Source organism: Bradyrhizobium sp. CCBAU 45384 (assembly GCF_028128665.1).
Lineage (GTDB): Bacteria > Pseudomonadota > Alphaproteobacteria > Rhizobiales > Xanthobacteraceae > Bradyrhizobium > Bradyrhizobium manausense.
Genome location: NZ_LBIZ01000008.1, coordinates 52,680 through 68,771 on the forward strand (window position 1 = coordinate 52,680; position 16,092 = coordinate 68,771).

The window sequence follows — 16,092 nt, forward strand, 5'->3', positions numbered from 1 at the left end:
CTTCCGATAGGAATTTTTCTGCTTCCGTGCCGCGTAACTCGGCGCAGCGATACTCGTACTCATTCGCCTTGCGTCCAGGACGGTGTCACTCAGTCCCCCTTCGAAGCGCCGCTGGTCACGTTCCGGAACCAGCATCTCGCAGAGGGTCGGAGCGTCATTAAGGCGACTTTTAGTTAAATGCAGATTAAGTTCAGGCAGTTGTAGGGCAGCTCGTTAACGCTGTGCCATTTTGAGAAAAAGGCCCGCAGAACTACGGACTTAGGCGACACTGTTAACCATAATTCTCGGCCGGTTCAGCACGCTCAGAGCGCCTCGCCGACCGCACCTTTGGACCCACCAACCAAGTCATTTTCGTGGTCACCATGTCCGCAAGATAGCGGGGAAGCGTTGCGTGAGGCTGGTGCTCGGCGGGCGTCATTTCACCTCACGGCGCTGACGTCGCTGGGGTGCCCTGACCGAAAGTTGATCGCGCCAATCTGGAAATGGCCGCGGCGGCAAAATAGCTACACGCTCCGGCACTTTTCAGCAGCCTCTGCGCATGATACGGTACCGTATCAACATCGCCTTGAACTGTGCCGAGCACGTCAAACGGAGGCTGGCATGAGTGGGTTTTCGCGCGCGGGGTGTTGCGCCCTGGCGTGGTCATTGCTGTTGATCGGATCTGCGACCGCACAGCCTGCCACGGACGTGGGCTGCACCGCGTCACCCTCCGCCGCCGGCACGCAAGTCTGGCGTTGCGACAACGGCATCACGATCGTTGCAGAAAACGGCGCGAGATTTGAACTGAAGGACGTCAACCGCGACGGACATATAGACACCGTCGAGTTGAGCGGCAAAGCGCTGCTGGTCGAGGTGCCCAGGAAACCCGGCGGCAATCCCTTCAAGGTGCTGACGCCGCAAGCGATTGCCGCGGTGCGCGGCACCAAATGGGCGGTCGATGTCGCAGAGACCAAGACCTCCGTGTTCGTCGCCAATGGCCGTGTTGGTGTGACCCGGAGGGTGGCGCGCGGACGCGGCGCCGTGCTAGGTCCCGGCGAAGGCGTCGACGTGGAAGCAAGCGGTCCGCTGACTGTCAAGACTTGGGGCCAGCCGCGCGTCGATGCGCTGATGGCGAGATTGGGTCAATAAGGCCCGTACACATCAATAAGACCCGCGCACGAGACGCGGAAAGACAGATTGTAGTACGACGTAATGAATAGACGTTTTCAGATCCTGCTCGCCCTTGTCCTTGCGGCCCTGTGGGGCGGCGGCATTTTTGCCGCTCACACCTACGGCCATCTCGCCTTTCTCGATCGGCTCGAGGCGACGCTGACAGACCTGCGCACGCTCGCGCGCGGCGTGCAAGCCCCGCCCGATCTCGTCACCATCGTCGCCATCGACGACACCGTGGTGAAGCGCGGCGGCACCTATCCGCTGCCGCGGGCCGATCTGGCGCGCGTGGTCGACGCCATCGTGCAGTTCAAGCCGAAGGTCATCGCCATCGATCTGCTGCTGGTCGATCGCAGCGCTGCGATCGGCGACGCCACGCTGGCCCACACGCTCGCAACCGGCCCCATGGTGCTCGCGGCCGCGGCGATCTTCCCGAACGAGAGCGAAACCGTTGGCCCCGGCAGCGCCGGGCCGCTCGCCGTCCTGCCCCAGGCCGAGCGTTTCCTGTTGCCGTTGCCTGCTTTCGCCGATCACGCCGATGTCGGCATCGTCAACGTCGCGACCGGGCAATCCGGCTCACCGCTCTCGGTGCCGATGCTGTTCCGGACCGGCGACAAGGTCGAACTGTCGTTGCCGCTGCGGGTCGCCAGCCGCGCGCTCGACAAGAAGCTGACGATCGCGCCCGATCATCTCACGCTCGGCGATCGCGTCGTGCCTGTAGACCGCGACTTTTCGCTGCCTATCACTTACTACGGCCCGCGCCGAACCATCCGCACCGTCAGCGCGCAGAGCATTTTCGACGGCACGCTCGATCGCAAGGCGATCGAGAACCGGATCGTCGTGATCGGCGCCGCGGTTGCCGGCGGCGGCGACTTCTTCCCGACGCCGTTCGATTCCCTGATGCCCGGCGTCGAGGTCATCTCGACCGCGATCACGCATCTCGTCGCCGGCGACAGCATCGTGCGCGACCGCAAGGTTCACATCGCCGACGCGCTGATCGCGATCCTGCTGCCGATGCTGCTGATCGGCCTGCTGGCGTGGCGGCGCAGCGCGCTCGGCTTCGTCGCGGCGGCCGCCGTGATGGTCGCCTGGGCCGGACTCAATTTGTTCGCGTTCACGCATGGCGTCTGGCTCGACGCTGCGACCACGCTCGCGGCCGCGATCCCGCCGGTCGCGGTGTTCATCGGCGTGCAGACCTGGGCGGGAGCCCGCCGCACGCAATACCTCGCCGCCAGGAGCCGGTCGCTGGCGCAATTGCAGGCGCCGGCGGTGCAGGAATGGCTGGCGCGCGATCCCGATTTCCTGGCCAAGCCCGTCCGGCAGGATGCGGCCGTCGTCTTCATCGATCTGTCGGATTTCACTGCACTGAGCCAACAGCTCGATCCGGACCAGCTTCAGGACATTCTGAAGGCGTTTCACGCGCTGATCGACAAGGCCGCGATCGATTGCGGCGGCATGATCACGAGCTTCCTCGGCGACGGCGCCATGATCCTGTTCGGCCTGCCGCGCGCAATGCCTGACGATGCGGCGCGCGCGCTGAAATGCGCGATCGACCTGCACCGCGGCGTCGCGCGCTGGATCGCATCGCTGCCGCCGGCGATCGGCGCGCGGCTCGGCTTCAAGATCGGCGCGCATTGCGGTCCGATCGTCGCCTCGCGGCTCGGCGAGAGCCATCAGCACATCACGGCCAATGGCGACACCGTCAATCTCGCGAGCCGGCTGATGGAGGTCGCCGCGCAAAACGGCGCGCGGCTCGCCGTCACCGATAAGCTGCTGGACGCTGCCGAATTCCACGGCGCACCCGACGGCGTGCTGTCGGGTCCCCTGCTCACACAGGTCCGCGGCCGTTCCGGCGTCGTGACCGTCTGGTTCTGGCGCGACCAGCACAGGCCGAGCCAGACCGCCACACGTGCCGAGATGATCGACTGAACTCCGCTGTCGTTCCGGCGAAGGCCGGGACGACAACGTAGAGAGCAGCCTGCTAAGCCCTGCGCCGCAGCACGCCGAGGCCGCCGAGCAGGCCGCGCGATATCAGCTCGCGGAAGCTGTCATTGACGAGGATCTCGTCGACCTCGTCCGAGATCAATTTCGCCTCGGCCTCGGTCATGACGTTCGACGCGAACGCGCCGCCCTGCTTCATCGCGTTGAGCACATCCTTGACCAGCGGCGCCCTGCCCGACGGAATCTCCGGCGGCTGCCAATCCAGACCCTCGATGACGAACAGGCCGCCCGGCTTCAGCGCGGGAAACAGCACGCCGAGCGTCAGATGCTGATGCACCGAGGCGTGCGAGCCGTCATCGATGATGATGTCGAGCGGCTTCTCCTTGCGCGCGAGCTCTTCCAGCATGCCGCGGTCGCCCTGGTCGAGGCGATGGATCCTGACGCGCGGATGCGAGAACCAGCTGAAATCCTCGATGTCGACGCCGATGATTTCGGCGTTCGGAAAGTAGTCCAGCCACATCTGCAGCGACGTCACCTGATCCTGGGCTCGGCCTTCCACCCGGCCGCGGCACAGGCCGATTTCGAGGATCCTGACAGGCTCGAGCGCCTTGGATCGGAACAGCTCGTGATAGACGCGCGTGTAGTGATGGGCCACATCACCCTTGGAGGCCGCGCCCTTGTCCGAGTCATATTTCGCCGCGAGCTGCGTCAGCCAGTTCGGCTCGAGCACCAGCTTCTTGAGATAGCCCGCCACGCTCTCTTCGGGGACGGCATCGAAGCGCAAGCCCCGTTCGGCCCACATCCTGCCCCAGAGATGGACACCGGTCACGCGCGGGTCGCTCAGTAACTCGAAGCCCGCACGGCTTTCGACGGCGAACAGCTCCACCTCGCGCCGGTCGATCGCGTTGAAGCTCGACGGCGGCAGGATCGACGATTGAAGCTCCTCGCCGCCTGCGACGAGCAGATATTCGCTGAGCAGCAACGGTCCCACCGCGCCATATTCGACACGATTCTCGCTGAACATCCGCTGCAGCGACAGCGCATAGAGGTTGGCCATGTGAACGGAGCCCTTGGGCGCGCGCATCACATCGCCAACGCAGACATGTCCCTGCTCGACGCCGGACCATTGCGTGGAGAACACGTGCTCCCTGCCGAAATCCAGCGGCTTGACCAGGACGATGTCCGTATCGAGCCACCAGCCGCCGAGCTCGTGAAGAACGGCATAGCGGAAGATGTCGCTGAAATAGCGGATATCGCTGTTCAGGACGGCATGCTGGTAGATAGCAGCAGGCACGAGGCTTGCCGCATCGACCACCATCACCCCTGAAGGCACGCGCGCCTGCATCGCGGCGAGGTTGTCATAGGTGTAAAGCCTGACCGGATGGCCCTGGCGGACCATCGACTGCAGCGACAGGCGCGACATATCGCTCAGCGGCGCGTTCGACCAGAAGCAGTGAATGGGATCGCGGGCCTCGTCCGATCTCGCGCGGGTTCGAAGATGCGGATTGAACTCCGCCGTCAGGGCATTCCATTCGTTGCGGGGAACGGAACCGCACTCGCCGAGGAACGGCAGTTTCTGATAGGCCCGCGCGATCAGGAAGCAGAGGCTCGCCTGGTCGGCTTGCCCCACCCTGTTCAAGGCGTTGCCGAAATTCTCCCAGATCGACGGATCGACGGGATCGAGCGCCACCGCACGCTGAAACGCCTCGAACGCCTGCGCTTGCATCCCCTTGCCCAGCAGCGCCGTTCCGAACGTCGCAAGATAGGTCGCCTTCATCTCGCTCGTGAGTGCGCGGCCGGCCCAGTTGATGGCGGCATCGTAGTCGCCGTTGAGCAGAGCGACGCCGGCCATCAGATGAAGCAGGCCGGCATGGTTCGCGTCAGAGGCAAGGCCTTCCCGACAACGGGCCGCGGCCTGCTCGAGCTCGCCTGACTTCAGATGTCGAAGGCAGATCTGGTAAACTTCATCCCGCGTCGGCGAAGACGGCCCCGTCGAAGTCTCATTAGCCCTTGCGAGAGTGCCATCGTGATAATTCATGGAGAACCTTCCGGATCATGGGACAGCGGGCAGCAGCCCGCTTCCCAAATTCTGGGAAGCTCGCCGCATCTCGACTATCCCGCTCGTAGCTTGTTCGAAGCTTGCTTGAAGCTTGACACCGCCTTCGCTTCGCCGCGCCCGCGCGTGGCGAATCAAATGGGCCGTTGATAAGCGTGAGATTGGGCGTCCGATGGCGCATCGAACTAGGGGAAAGAGTGCCCATGAACAGTCGGCTGGATGTCCATGTCGCCGCCTACGAGGGCAAAAGCGTCTACGATTTCGACAACGAGATTTCGTTGACCTGGTATCCGAAGCGCATTGCTCGTGTCGTCAAGGATCCGCGTGCCGTCCTGGACCTCGGACTGGGGCACGGCTTCGCCACCGAACTCTTTTCGGACAGCTGCGAGCGCCATGTGGTTCTTGAAGGCTCCCCCGCGGTCATCCAGAACTTCAAGCTGCGGTTTCCGGAGAACAGAAGCGAGGTCATCGAAACCTACTTCGAGGAGTTCGAGACGGACGAACGATTCGACCTCATCGTCATGGGATTCATCCTCGAGCATGTCGACGATCCGCTTCTGATCTTGAACCGTTTCAGCAACTTTCTGACCCCCACGGGCAAACTCTTTGTGGCGGTCCCCAACGCCGAGGTCATGAACCGAAGGCTCGGACATCTTGCGGGAATGCTGCCGGATATGGAGGCTCTTTCGGAGAACGATCTGGTTCTTGGGCACCAGCGGTACTTTACGGTCGGCTCCCTCACCAAGCTGGTGACCGAAGCCGGCTACAAAATAGAGAGAATGGAAGGCATCTATCTCAAGCCCTTCGCGACTAGCCAGCTCCTGTCGTTGCATCTCGACACCAAGATCATCCAAGCCTTGTGCGAGATGGGCGTTGACTACCCGGAACTGTCCTGCGGGCTACTGGCGCAGCTCACGCCGGACGATTCAGCACGATCATGAGGGTATTGATCGTAGGCGGAACTTCGGCGTGCGCGCAGGCGCTTATCCCGCTGCTTCGTGAACGGTACGACGTGCTGACGGCCGGGCGCAGCGGTTGCGATGTCGAGCTGGACCTCTGTTCGAACGATGTCCAGATTCCCGGCGGGATCGACTGCGTGGTGAATATGGCGGCCGCCTTCGGCGGCAAAGAATTGCCCGACACCCTGCAAGCCATGAATGTCAACGTGCTCGGCCTGATGAAGCTCTGTCACGCCAGCTCCAGGGCCAACGCGAAGCACTTCGTGCATATCTCAAGCATTTTCTCGGATCTCGCGAACGATTCTCCCTTCTCCGGAGCTTACGCCCTTTCAAAAAGGCATTCCGAGGACGTTGCGCGGTTCTGCGGCAGAGAGCTTCGGCTGCCTGTCGCGGTACTCAAACCCTCCCAGATCTATGGCGTGGGAGCGTCGTTTCGAAAACATCAGCCTTTCCTCTACACCATGATGGACAAGGCCGAGAGAAACGAAGACATCGACATCTTCGGCTCGAATGACCCTCTGAGAAACTTCATTCACGCTGACGACGTGGCCAAGGTTCTCTCGGCCGTCATTGCGATGCGGATCGAGGGCATCTATCGCTGCGTGAATCCCGACAACGTCAGATATTCGCAGATTGCGGCGGCGGCGATTTCGGCTTTTGAAAGCAAGAGCAAGGTCAGGTTCCTGAGGGATAAGCCCGACATCCCGGACAACGGCTTTTCTTGCGACGACACGTTGTTCCGCATGATCAATTATCTTCCCCGCATATCCACCGAGCAAGGCATGCAGATGGAAGCGGCTCATCGAAGGCTGGCATCGTGACGACAGTCCTGGTTTCCGGCGCCGCCGGAATCGTCGGCTACGGAATCCTGCGCTCCCTCAGACTGTCGAAGCGACCGATGACGCTCATCGGCACCTCGATCTATGCCGACTCGGTCGCGCCGGGATTTTGCGACATCTTTGAGATCGTCTCCAGGACCGATGCGCCTGATTACCTCGACCAGCTTGCCGCGCTGCTGCGCAAACATCGGGTCGACGTCGCATTCCCCGGCATCGATGCCGACATGTACAAATGGGCAGATCACGTCGCCGAACTTGAAGCGACCGGAACCAGGGTTGTTCTCAATTCGCGCGAACTGATTTCCCTCTGCTCCGACAAATGGGCCTTCTACCAGCGGCAGCAGGAACTGATGCCGAGCTACGCGATTCCGAGCTATCTGGACATCGACTTCGATGTCCTCAAGGCGAATTGCGGCTTGCCATTCCTGCTGAAGCCTCGCCGCGGCTTTGGCTCCAAGGGCATCGTGACGGTCGAGACTGCGGAGCAGCTTGCCAGGATTGCTCCCGCGACAAAGACAATTTTGATGGCCCAACCCATCGTCGGACGAGACGACGAGGAATTTACCGTGTCCGCGTTCTGCGACGGCCAAGGGGGCTCTTCCGCCTGCATGGCGCTTCGCCGAAAACTCTCCAAGGATGGATTCACGGAAAAGGCCGAGGTCGTCGACCACGCCGAGTTCTCCGACGCGATCCGGGATCTGAGCAAGGCGTTTTCGCCGGTCGGGCCGACCAATTTCCAGTTCCGCAAGACTGACACGGGCCTGAAGCTGCTCGAGATCAATCCGAGGATTTCGTCATCGACGTCGATCCGCACCGCCTTTGGCTACAACGAGGCGCTCATGGCGGTCGACATGGCCATCGAGCAACGACTGCCGGTGCAACCGGACATCAGGCGCGGCAGAGCCGTCCGCTATACCGAGGATTTCATCTTTCATGACCATAGCGTTCATCTCTGACATCCACGGAAATTTCGAGGCGCTGAAAGCGGTTCTTGCCGAGATCGACCGCATGCGCGTCGCGGAGATCGTCTGCGTTGGCGACGTGGTCGGCTATTATTCCCAAGTGAACGAATGCTGCGATGAGCTGAGAAGGCGCGGCATCCCAAGCGTTCTCGGCAACCATGACTGGTATCTCGGCTACGGTGGGTTCTGCACCAGATCCAAGAGCGTGAACGAGTGTCTGGTCTATCAGCGGAAGGTCATCACGTCCGAAAACGTGAACTGGCTGAGGGCCTTTCACCTGCAACTGCAAATGGACACTGTCCGGATCGTCCATGCCGGCTGGGGCGATCCGATCGACGAATACCTGACCAACCCGAGCGAGGACTATTTCGCGCGACTGTCCGGCACACATTTCGTAAGCGGCCATACCCACGTGCAAAGCATCCACCGCTTCGGCGGAAAGACCTATTGCAACCCGGGATCCGTCGGACAACCGCGCGACGGCGATCCGCGAGCCGCGTTCGCAACCTTCGACGGCCAGACCTTCGCGCTGCACCGGGTCGCGTACGACATGCAAAAGGTCTTTGACCGGATGGAGGCCGCGGGATTCCACGACTACTACTATGGCGGACTGAAGACTGGCGCGAAAAATCTCAGGCGGCTCGCGGATTGACCCTCGCGAACCCGGCGTTGTCCGCTCCTCTCATCAACATGAAAACGTGTGAGCACAAATCATGACATCAAACGATCCGCAGGACGCGCAGAACTTTACCTATGCTGCCCGGGACGAAGTGGCCGCTTACGGCCGGCTGCAGGAGCTGATGAAGACCTCGCCGCTGCCTCCGCGTGAATTCCACGCAAATCTCGGCCTGTTCCTCAATCGCCCGTCGCTGGCACGCATCCTCTTCATGCATGACCTTTATTCGATGACCCTGCGCACCCATGGCGTCATCATGGAATTCGGCGTTCGCTGGGGCCAGAACATGGCGCTGTTCACGACCATGCGCCACATCTACGAACCCTACAACATGAGCCGCAAGGTTGTTGGCTTCGATACGTTCGAGGGCTTCCCGTCGGTGGCACCCCAGGACGGCGATTTCGACGGGCTGAAGGTCGGCGGGCTCAGCGTCACGCCCAATTACGAAGACGTGCTGGCAGACATCCTGTCGGCGCAGGAGAAACTCGCCCCGCGCAGCCACCTCCGCAAGTTCGAGCTGGTCAAGGGCGACGTGACCGAGACCCTTCCCGCGTATCTTGAGAAGCACCCCGAGACGATCATCTCGCTGGCCTATTTCGACCTCGATCTCTACGAACCGACGAAGCGATGCCTCGAGCTCATTCGCCCCTATCTGGCGAAGAACAGCATCGTCGGGTTTGACGAGCTGGTCCTCGCCGAGAATCCGGGCGAAACCCTGGCGTTGCGCGAAGCATGGGGCACCGAGGGCTATCGCATCTGCCGCAGCACGATCTCGCCGCAGCAGAGCTACGTCGTGTTCGAATGAGGCGTCGCTCTCGACGCCTGATCGTTTTCGGATCGACGCACCTTGAGGCCTACGTGTCCTGCTGAACCAGATCGTAATTTTCGGCGATGATCTCGCTCAACTTCGACACCGGGTTGAACATCAAGAGATCGACGATCGACAGATATGGCACATGGGGCTGCCCGAACTGCTCATAGGGAAACGGCCTGGCTCGCAGCGCCCTGAATTCGATTCCTCGGGCCCTGAAAGCATCGGCATCATAGAGCTCCAGGCCGCCGATCGCGTTGATGTACTTTTGCGTGCCTTCCGCTTCGCACAATGCGAGCACCCTGTCCTGGAACTTGAGCGAATGATCGATCGGCACCTCGGACGAAATCTTGAAGGCAGTCTTCAAACCGAGATGCGCACAGGTCATCCGCAGCGAATTGAAGAGATAGCGAAATAGATTAGGATCTTGAAAGCCGACAATCTCTTCCAGAAGCGGGAAGGTCTGCTTGAAGAAGGGCGCGGTTCTGTAGGCCCCCCGCCATTGATTAAGCAGCTTTGCACGGTCGAACTCGGCCGCCAACTCCCTGTCGCGAATATCAAGCGCGTCCGAGGCCTTCTTCAACGGCAGCGAGAACAACGCGTCTTTGCCGTTGACCAGCATCCGGTTGCGATTGACCCAGCCCTTTTTTACATATTTGACGTTATCGTAGACGATGAAGAGATCGACCGCACCGATGAGCTGATAGTAGCCGATATAGGGAAGAAAATACGGCTGCATGATCGCGAGTTTCATCGTGTGACGCCCTGCTAGCCCCAAATGCGCGCATCGTGGGTATAGGTCGTCGACGTCGCATTGTTGTTGCGCGGCACCACAAGCGGCGCGAAGCAGGCATACGCCTGCATGAAGCGATAGACGCTGTTTCCCATCCCGTCCAACCCGGTCGTCGGCAGCATGCGATTGCCGAGCGCCTCGATCCGGACCGGCCGATTATCCATCGGATAGCACAGCTCCAGGAGCCTGTTCGCTCCGGCCGGAGATATCAGGTTTCCGGCTGGTCCGAAGCAAGTGTTCAGCCGGAGCGCGGCCACCTGGGAATTCGCGCTCTGGAAAGCGGCATCACTTCGGTCGTCCGGGTGCGCAGGCCGAAAGACCATCATCGACTTCATGCCCTGCGCGAGCTCGAGATCGAGCACTGAATCCGTATTGTATCCGAGCACCAGGAGGTCCCAGTTTCCAAGAGTCGGAAGCAAATTCTCCAGACGTGCGATGATGTCGTGACGGATGGTACAATCGTCCTCGAAGACAAGGGCAGGCTCAGTCTGCCCGGCGATCCAGTTCAATATCCGCCACAGCGAAGCGGCGCCGCCAACGGCTCCCCTGGTGAACTGCGAACCGGGCGCGACAAGCCGCATCGCCATCACCTCCTGATCGGTCAGCTCCAGACCATTCGTCGCGGAGAAACGCTCGAAGGCGATTCCGCAGCCTGCATTCCGCTTCAGGAAGTTTTCGAATTTCTCTGGATGGCGATCGAGATTGATGACGAAGTTCTTCATTTGCCAAAAGGACCGTTCGCGGAAGGATGCCCGGAGAGCGCCACTAGAATATTGATTCGCCAGCCGCGGCTAGTGCAAACGCGCCTGTCAATCGCGGATCACGTCGCGCACGAATGCTCCACACAAGTCTCGACCTATATCGATAAGCCGTCACGAACTTGCATCGACAATCAGGACTCGAGATGACTGCCGCAGTCCCGCTTGAATCTCTCACGCCGCTGGCCCGGAGCCCGCTTCATATCGTGCGTCCCAGGTTTCCGAGAACCGAACAGTTCTTGGCCGCTTTCGAGACAGCGCTGGAGACCGGCCAGGTCACGAACAATTCCCGCTGGGTCGTCGAATTCGAGAAGCGCTTGAGCGAGTATCTGGGCGTCCCGACGCTGGTTTTCTGCAACGGCCAGATCGGAATGATGGCCATGCTGAGGGCCGCGGGGATCACCGGCGGCGAAGTGATCGTGCCATCGTTCACGTTCAGCGCAACACCGCATGCGATCAAATGGGTCGGCGCCGAACCGGTCTTTGCCGATATTCTCGACGACCAGACCATGCGTCTCGACCCTGATGACGTCGAGCGCAGGATCACGGACCGAACCGTCGCCATCCTCGCCGTCGACGCCTATGGGATCCCCAGCGATTACGCTTCGCTCGCCGGGATAGCCGGACGCCACAAGCTGAAATTTCTGGTCGATAGCGCCCCCTCTTTCGGAACGCGCATCAATGGGCAGCTGGTGGGAGGCTGCGCGGACGCGCAGATGTTCAGCTTCCACGCCACCAAGGCCTTCGCGACGATGGAAGGCGGTTGCGTCTGCAGCCACGATGCGGAATTGCTCGTGCGCGTCAAGGCGATGCGGAACTTCGGGCAAGTGGACGGCGCCGATTGTCACGAGCCGGGCCTGAACGGGAAAATGCTGGAGATAGCGGCCCTCATCGGCCTCGAGCAACTCAAGACGTTCGAGCAGGCCATTGCGACACGCCGACACGCTGTCGAACGCATGCGGACCGGGCTTTGCAAAATTCCCGGTTTGCGCGTGGGGCAAGAGCCCGCAGGCGCGCAAACGAACTGGCTCTATCTTCCTGTCGTCGTCGACGCCAGGGAGTTCGGGCTCGGCCGCGATGCGCTGGCGTCGGCGCTCGAGACGCACAATGTGTTCGTCCGCAAATATTACAGCCCGCCCTGCCACCACATGACCGCCTACACGACGCAGAGGGAAGTGAGTTTGCCGGTGACGGAAAGGGTCGCTTACAACGTCATTGCGCTTCCGGTCTACAACGACATGACCGACGAAGAATGCGATCTCGTCGTTTCCGCCATCCGGTACGCGCGCCAACAGGCGCAAAACAGACCGAAGCCTTAGTCGCAGAGCCGCAACCGACCCGAGACCCTCACGAACATAGAAGTCTAGGACATGCAGAAAGTTCTCGTCACTGGAGCCGGAGGCTATATCGGCATTCCTCTGTGCCAGATGCTGGCGCAAAAGGGCTATTCGGTGACTGCGCTCGATCGATGCTTTTTCGGCCGAGATCGATTCATGCAGGCGGCTTCTCACCCGAATATCAAGATGCTCGTCGACGACATCCGCACCGTCGACCCCCAGCAGTTCGAGGGGATGGACGCCGTCATCGATCTGGCCGGACTGAGCAACGACGCCTCCGCCGAAATCGACCCCGAGCTGACGGTCTCGATCAATCACCAGGGCGGCGTTCGCCTGGCTCGCGCGGCCAAGCGGGCCGGCGTGCGCCGCTATGTCTATTCGAGCTCGGCGTCGGTCTACGGCCACGGCCAGGAAGTGTCGCTCAACGAGCACGCCGTCTGTCGCCCGCAGACGCTTTATGCCGAAAGCAAGCTTCACGTCGAGGACGAACTGCGCAAGCTGCAAAGCGACACGTTCGAAACGGTCATTTTGCGCAACAGCACCGTATTCGGCCTGGCTCCGCGCATGCGCTTCGACCTCGCCATCAACGTCATGACGCTCCGCGCCTGGAAGGAGCGGGTGATCTACGTCATGGGAGGCGGCGAGCAGTGGCGGCCGTTCATCCACGTTCATGATGTCTGCCGCGCCCTCATGATGGGCATCGAGAGCGAAGCGTCGGTCGTATCAGGGGAAACGTTCAACGTCGGCAGTGACGATCTCAACTACCAGATCAAACAGCTCGCGAACTTCGTCAAGGACATCATTCCGAACATCGTCACCCACACGATCCCGGATGCGACGGACAAGCGAACCTATAATTTGTCCTTTGCCAAGATCATCCAGCGCCTGAAATTCGATCCATCCTCCCGCGTCCATGAAGGCATCGTGGAGATCAAGCAGGCGCTGGAGCGGGGCACGGTCAGCGGCGACGATCCCACCACCCATACGCTGGGCTGGTACCGGTCCCTGATCGACTGGGAAAAGCGGATCAAGGAGTTGTCGTTCAACGGCAAGATCTTGTGATCGCTCAGGGCACAAGTTCAGGCGGCGGCGAGCGGTCGAGCACGTCGCCCCTGGCGCCTTCAAGCAGATCGACACCATAGGTCTCGACCACGAGCGGCCCGCGCTTGCGCTGCAGCTCGGCGACTCGCGTCACTTGTGTGAAGAGGTCTTTGAGGAAGGGATGGCCTCCGGGCTTGATCTCGTCGACATAGAGCAGCTTGCCCGCGAGCAGCTTCGGATCGGGCTCGGGCATGTTGACCCAGCGAATGCGCTGGTTCTGCTGCACCACGCAAGCCCCGCGCGGCAGATAGAAGGCGAGCCAGCCCGTGGTACCGTAGTCAGGCGTGAGCACGCAGGTTGCGCCATTGCGGACGCGTTCAGCTTCGATATTGGCTGCGAGCTCGCGCCAGCCGACGCCGACGCTGCGCACGGTCGCGTCGCGGCGATAGCCTGAAAGCCAGCCGGTATTGGCCTGCAGGATCAGCGCGGCAAACATCACGATGCCAACAGGCGCGGCCCAGCGCAGGCAGAAATCCACCAGGCGGCGCGCCCGCGGCTTCCACTGTGCAGGGCTGGCGGCGGCCGCGGCGGCGACAATGAACGGCGGATAAACCGGCGCAAACCAGTTGGCCTCGACGCGGGCATGGAGCGAATGCCAGACGAAATAGACCACAATGGTCCAGAACATCGTCTCGATCAGCACGCGCGAGGCCAGCGCGCCGGCCCGGCGCCAGGTCAGCGCATGCAGACCCATCGCACCGAGGATGAAGACCAGCGGCGTTGCGAAAGCGATCTGGGTCGGGATCAACTCGGCAATGAAGACCGGGCGGAAATCCTCGATCCTGGCGCGGCCGAGCTGCTTGACGAACGAGACCCAATGATGATCCGCATTCCACAGGATCACCGGTGAGAACAGCGCCAGCGCGACGAAACCGCCGAGATAGGGCCAGGGCGAGAGGAACCAGCGCCGCAGCTTCGGCACCGCCGCAAGCCAGATCAGGATCGCAGCACCGAAGAACATCGCGGTGTACTTTGACAGCAGCGCCGCGCCGACGGCAGCGCCGACTGCCAGCCACCAGGCACCGCGGCCGGTCTCGAGCACCTTGGCGAGGAAGAACAGCACGAAGCTCGAGGCAACCAGCAGCGGCGCATCCGGCGTCACGATCAGCGTGCCGACCGAGGCCATCATGGTGACGTTGAGCAGGATGGCGCTGGTCGCCGCCACGCGCGCACCGCCAAACAGGATCGCGGCGGTGCGATAGATCGCATAGCTCATCGGCAGCGCGAGCAGGATCGAGACCAGTCGGACGCCGAACGCGGTATCGCCGGCGATCATGGTGCCGGCGCGGATCACGTAAGCCACCATCGGCGGGTGGTCGTAATAACCCCCCGCGAGGTTCTTCGACCACATCCAGTAATAGGCTTCGTCGAAGGTGATCGGCGTCAAGGCGGCCACCACCAGCCGCAAGACGACCAGTGCAAGGATCACCAGCGCCGTGTTACGGACGATCCGCGCGTCAGCCCCGCCCATAGCGGCGCACTATTTCTTGCGCCAGACGAACAGTCCGGACATCGCGTAGTTCCACACCACGCCCATCAGCGCGCCGGCCAAGCCGGCCAGCCACCAGATCGGCTCCTGATCGTAAACCGAGAAGGCGACGCCGACATTGGCGAGCAGGCCGACGCTGCAGACGATGTAGAACATGATCAGGCCGCGCAGGATCGCAAAACCCTTCAGCCGCTGGTCGCGATAGGTGAGGAAGTTGTTCATGATGAAATTGCTGGTCATGGCGACGATCGCGCCGGCGGCCTGCGCCTCCGCGAACGACACCTTGATCAGCTGAAGCGCGATGAACAGCGTGGCGAGATGCACGATGAGGCCGATGCCGCCGACCATCGCGAACAGGATGAAGCGCAGCGAGACGATGTCGTTGGTCAGCTTTGCCAGGACGAGGCCAAGGAAGTCCAGCGCGACCATGGAATCGAGCTTGCTCTCGCCGTGCTGGCGGGCGCCGAAGGTGTAGGGAATTTCGACGGCGCGCAAATTGCCGTGCGCGGTGGCAACGAGGTCGAGCAGAATCTTGAAGCCGTGCACCGACAGTTTCGGCGCCAATTGCTCGAAACGGTCGCGGCGGACCATGAAGAAGCCGCTCATGGGATCAGCGATCTCGACCCGGAGCATCTTCCTGGCGACTTCGGTCGCCAGCGCGCTGGCGCCGGCGCGCTTTTTGTTGAAACCTTCGCTCTTGTAACCCTCGATGTAGCGGCTGCCGACGACGAGGTCGGCCTTATCGCTTGCGAGCAGCAGCAGCATCTTCGGCAGCTGCGTCTCGTCGTGCTGGAGGTCGGCATCGATCACGGCCGCATAAGGCGCGCTCGAGGCCAGGATGCCCTCGATGCAGGCGCCCGAGAGGCCGCGGCGGCCGATACGGCGGATGCAGCGCACGCGGCTGTCTTTCTGCGCCAGCTCGCGCACGACGTCCCAGGTGCCATCGGGCGAATTGTCGTCGACGAACACGACCTCCCAGGCGACGTTAACGAGCGTCGCCTCCAGGCGCCGGTACAGCACGGTGACGTTGTCGCGCTCGTTGAAGGTCGGGACGATAACCGACAGTTCCGGCCCCTCTTGGGCTTGGCTGTGGGCGTCCGGTCTGATCGCTTCATTCATGACGGCAGCGTATATCCGCCGCGTCCAGCGATGCCAAGTTCTTGGGCTATAAGTTCTTGGGCTAGGAGTTCTTGGGCTACAAGCCGAGGTTTTTCAGGGAAA

Annotated in this window: 14 protein-coding genes; 9 read left to right on the forward strand and 5 right to left on the reverse strand. The window is 61.7% G+C overall.

The window, feature by feature from the left end; genetic code table 11:
• The first annotated feature begins 600 nt into the window (after positions 1 to 600).
• Complete coding sequence (locus XH80_RS01350; protein WP_057748765.1) at positions 601 to 1,128, forward strand: FecR domain-containing protein; 528 nt, start codon at positions 601 to 603, stop codon at positions 1,126 to 1,128.
• Positions 1,129 to 1,191: 63 nt separating this feature from the next.
• Positions 1,192 to 3,078: a CHASE2 domain-containing protein gene (locus XH80_RS01355; RefSeq protein WP_271597024.1), complete on the forward strand. Its 1,887-nt coding sequence runs from the start codon at positions 1,192 to 1,194 to the stop codon at positions 3,076 to 3,078.
• A 52-nt stretch (positions 3,079 to 3,130) separates the two neighbouring features.
• Here XH80_RS01355 and XH80_RS01360 read toward each other — a convergent pair whose 3' ends face one another.
• On the reverse strand, positions 3,131 to 5,128 hold the full coding sequence (locus XH80_RS01360) for a glycosyltransferase (protein ID WP_271597025.1): 1,998 nt from the start codon (positions 5,126 to 5,128) through the stop codon (positions 3,131 to 3,133).
• 221 nt (positions 5,129 to 5,349) lie between these two features.
• On the opposite strand from XH80_RS01360, the gene XH80_RS01365 reads away from it, so the two are divergent.
• From XH80_RS01365 to XH80_RS01385, 5 genes are all read left to right on the forward strand, one after another.
• Entirely contained in the window at positions 5,350 to 6,087 is a 738-nt protein-coding gene (locus XH80_RS01365; RefSeq protein ID WP_271597026.1) for a class I SAM-dependent methyltransferase, read from the forward strand.
• Positions 6,084 to 6,926 carry an NAD-dependent epimerase/dehydratase family protein gene (locus XH80_RS01370; protein WP_271597027.1) on the forward strand — a complete coding sequence of 281 codons (843 nt, stop codon included), beginning with the start codon at positions 6,084 to 6,086 and terminating at the stop codon, positions 6,924 to 6,926. The genes XH80_RS01365 and XH80_RS01370 overlap by 4 nt, the downstream gene beginning before the upstream one ends.
• Positions 6,923 to 7,900 (forward strand): ATP-grasp domain-containing protein, encoded by a 978-nt coding sequence (locus XH80_RS01375; RefSeq protein WP_271597028.1) that lies wholly within the window; start codon positions 6,923 to 6,925, stop codon positions 7,898 to 7,900. Before XH80_RS01370 ends, XH80_RS01375 begins: the two co-directional genes overlap by 4 nt.
• Entirely contained in the window at positions 7,878 to 8,558 is a 681-nt protein-coding gene (locus XH80_RS01380) for a metallophosphoesterase family protein (RefSeq protein ID WP_271597029.1), read from the forward strand. The genes XH80_RS01375 and XH80_RS01380 overlap by 23 nt, the downstream gene beginning before the upstream one ends.
• 61 nt (positions 8,559 to 8,619) lie before the next feature.
• On the forward strand, positions 8,620 to 9,387 hold the full coding sequence (locus XH80_RS01385; protein ID WP_271597030.1) for a class I SAM-dependent methyltransferase: 768 nt from the start codon (positions 8,620 to 8,622) through the stop codon (positions 9,385 to 9,387).
• Between the two features lie 49 nt (positions 9,388 to 9,436).
• Here XH80_RS01385 and XH80_RS01390 read toward each other — a convergent pair whose 3' ends face one another.
• Together XH80_RS01390 and XH80_RS01395 are read right to left on the reverse strand one after the other, a co-directional pair.
• On the reverse strand, positions 9,437 to 10,147 hold the full coding sequence (locus tag XH80_RS01390) for a WbqC family protein (protein ID WP_271597031.1): 711 nt from the start codon (positions 10,145 to 10,147) through the stop codon (positions 9,437 to 9,439).
• Positions 10,148 to 10,161: 14 nt separating this feature from the next.
• A complete protein-coding gene (locus XH80_RS01395; protein ID WP_271597032.1) occupies positions 10,162 to 10,908 on the reverse strand; it encodes a glycosyltransferase family 25 protein in 747 nt (248 codons plus the stop codon).
• 182 nt (positions 10,909 to 11,090) lie between these two features.
• Here XH80_RS01395 and XH80_RS01400 point away from each other — a divergent pair, with 182 nt between their 5' ends.
• On the forward strand, positions 11,091 to 12,263 hold the full coding sequence (locus XH80_RS01400) for a DegT/DnrJ/EryC1/StrS family aminotransferase (protein ID WP_271597033.1): 1,173 nt from the start codon (positions 11,091 to 11,093) through the stop codon (positions 12,261 to 12,263).
• A 51-nt stretch (positions 12,264 to 12,314) separates the two neighbouring features.
• Positions 12,315 to 13,343 carry an NAD-dependent epimerase/dehydratase family protein gene (locus tag XH80_RS01405; RefSeq protein WP_237865770.1) on the forward strand — a complete coding sequence of 343 codons (1,029 nt, stop codon included), beginning with the start codon at positions 12,315 to 12,317 and terminating at the stop codon, positions 13,341 to 13,343.
• Positions 13,344 to 13,347: 4 nt separating this feature from the next.
• Here the strand turns inward: XH80_RS01405 and XH80_RS01410 are convergent, their stop codons facing one another.
• The gene (locus XH80_RS01410; protein WP_271597034.1) at positions 13,348 to 14,853 is read right to left on the reverse strand and encodes a glycosyltransferase family 39 protein; all 1,506 of its coding nucleotides are present in this window, start codon (positions 14,851 to 14,853) and stop codon (positions 13,348 to 13,350) included.
• A gap of 9 nt (positions 14,854 to 14,862) precedes the next feature.
• Complete coding sequence (locus tag XH80_RS01415) at positions 14,863 to 15,990, reverse strand: glycosyltransferase family 2 protein (RefSeq protein WP_057748801.1); 1,128 nt, start codon at positions 15,988 to 15,990, stop codon at positions 14,863 to 14,865.
• Positions 15,991 to 16,092: the final 102 nt, after the last annotated feature.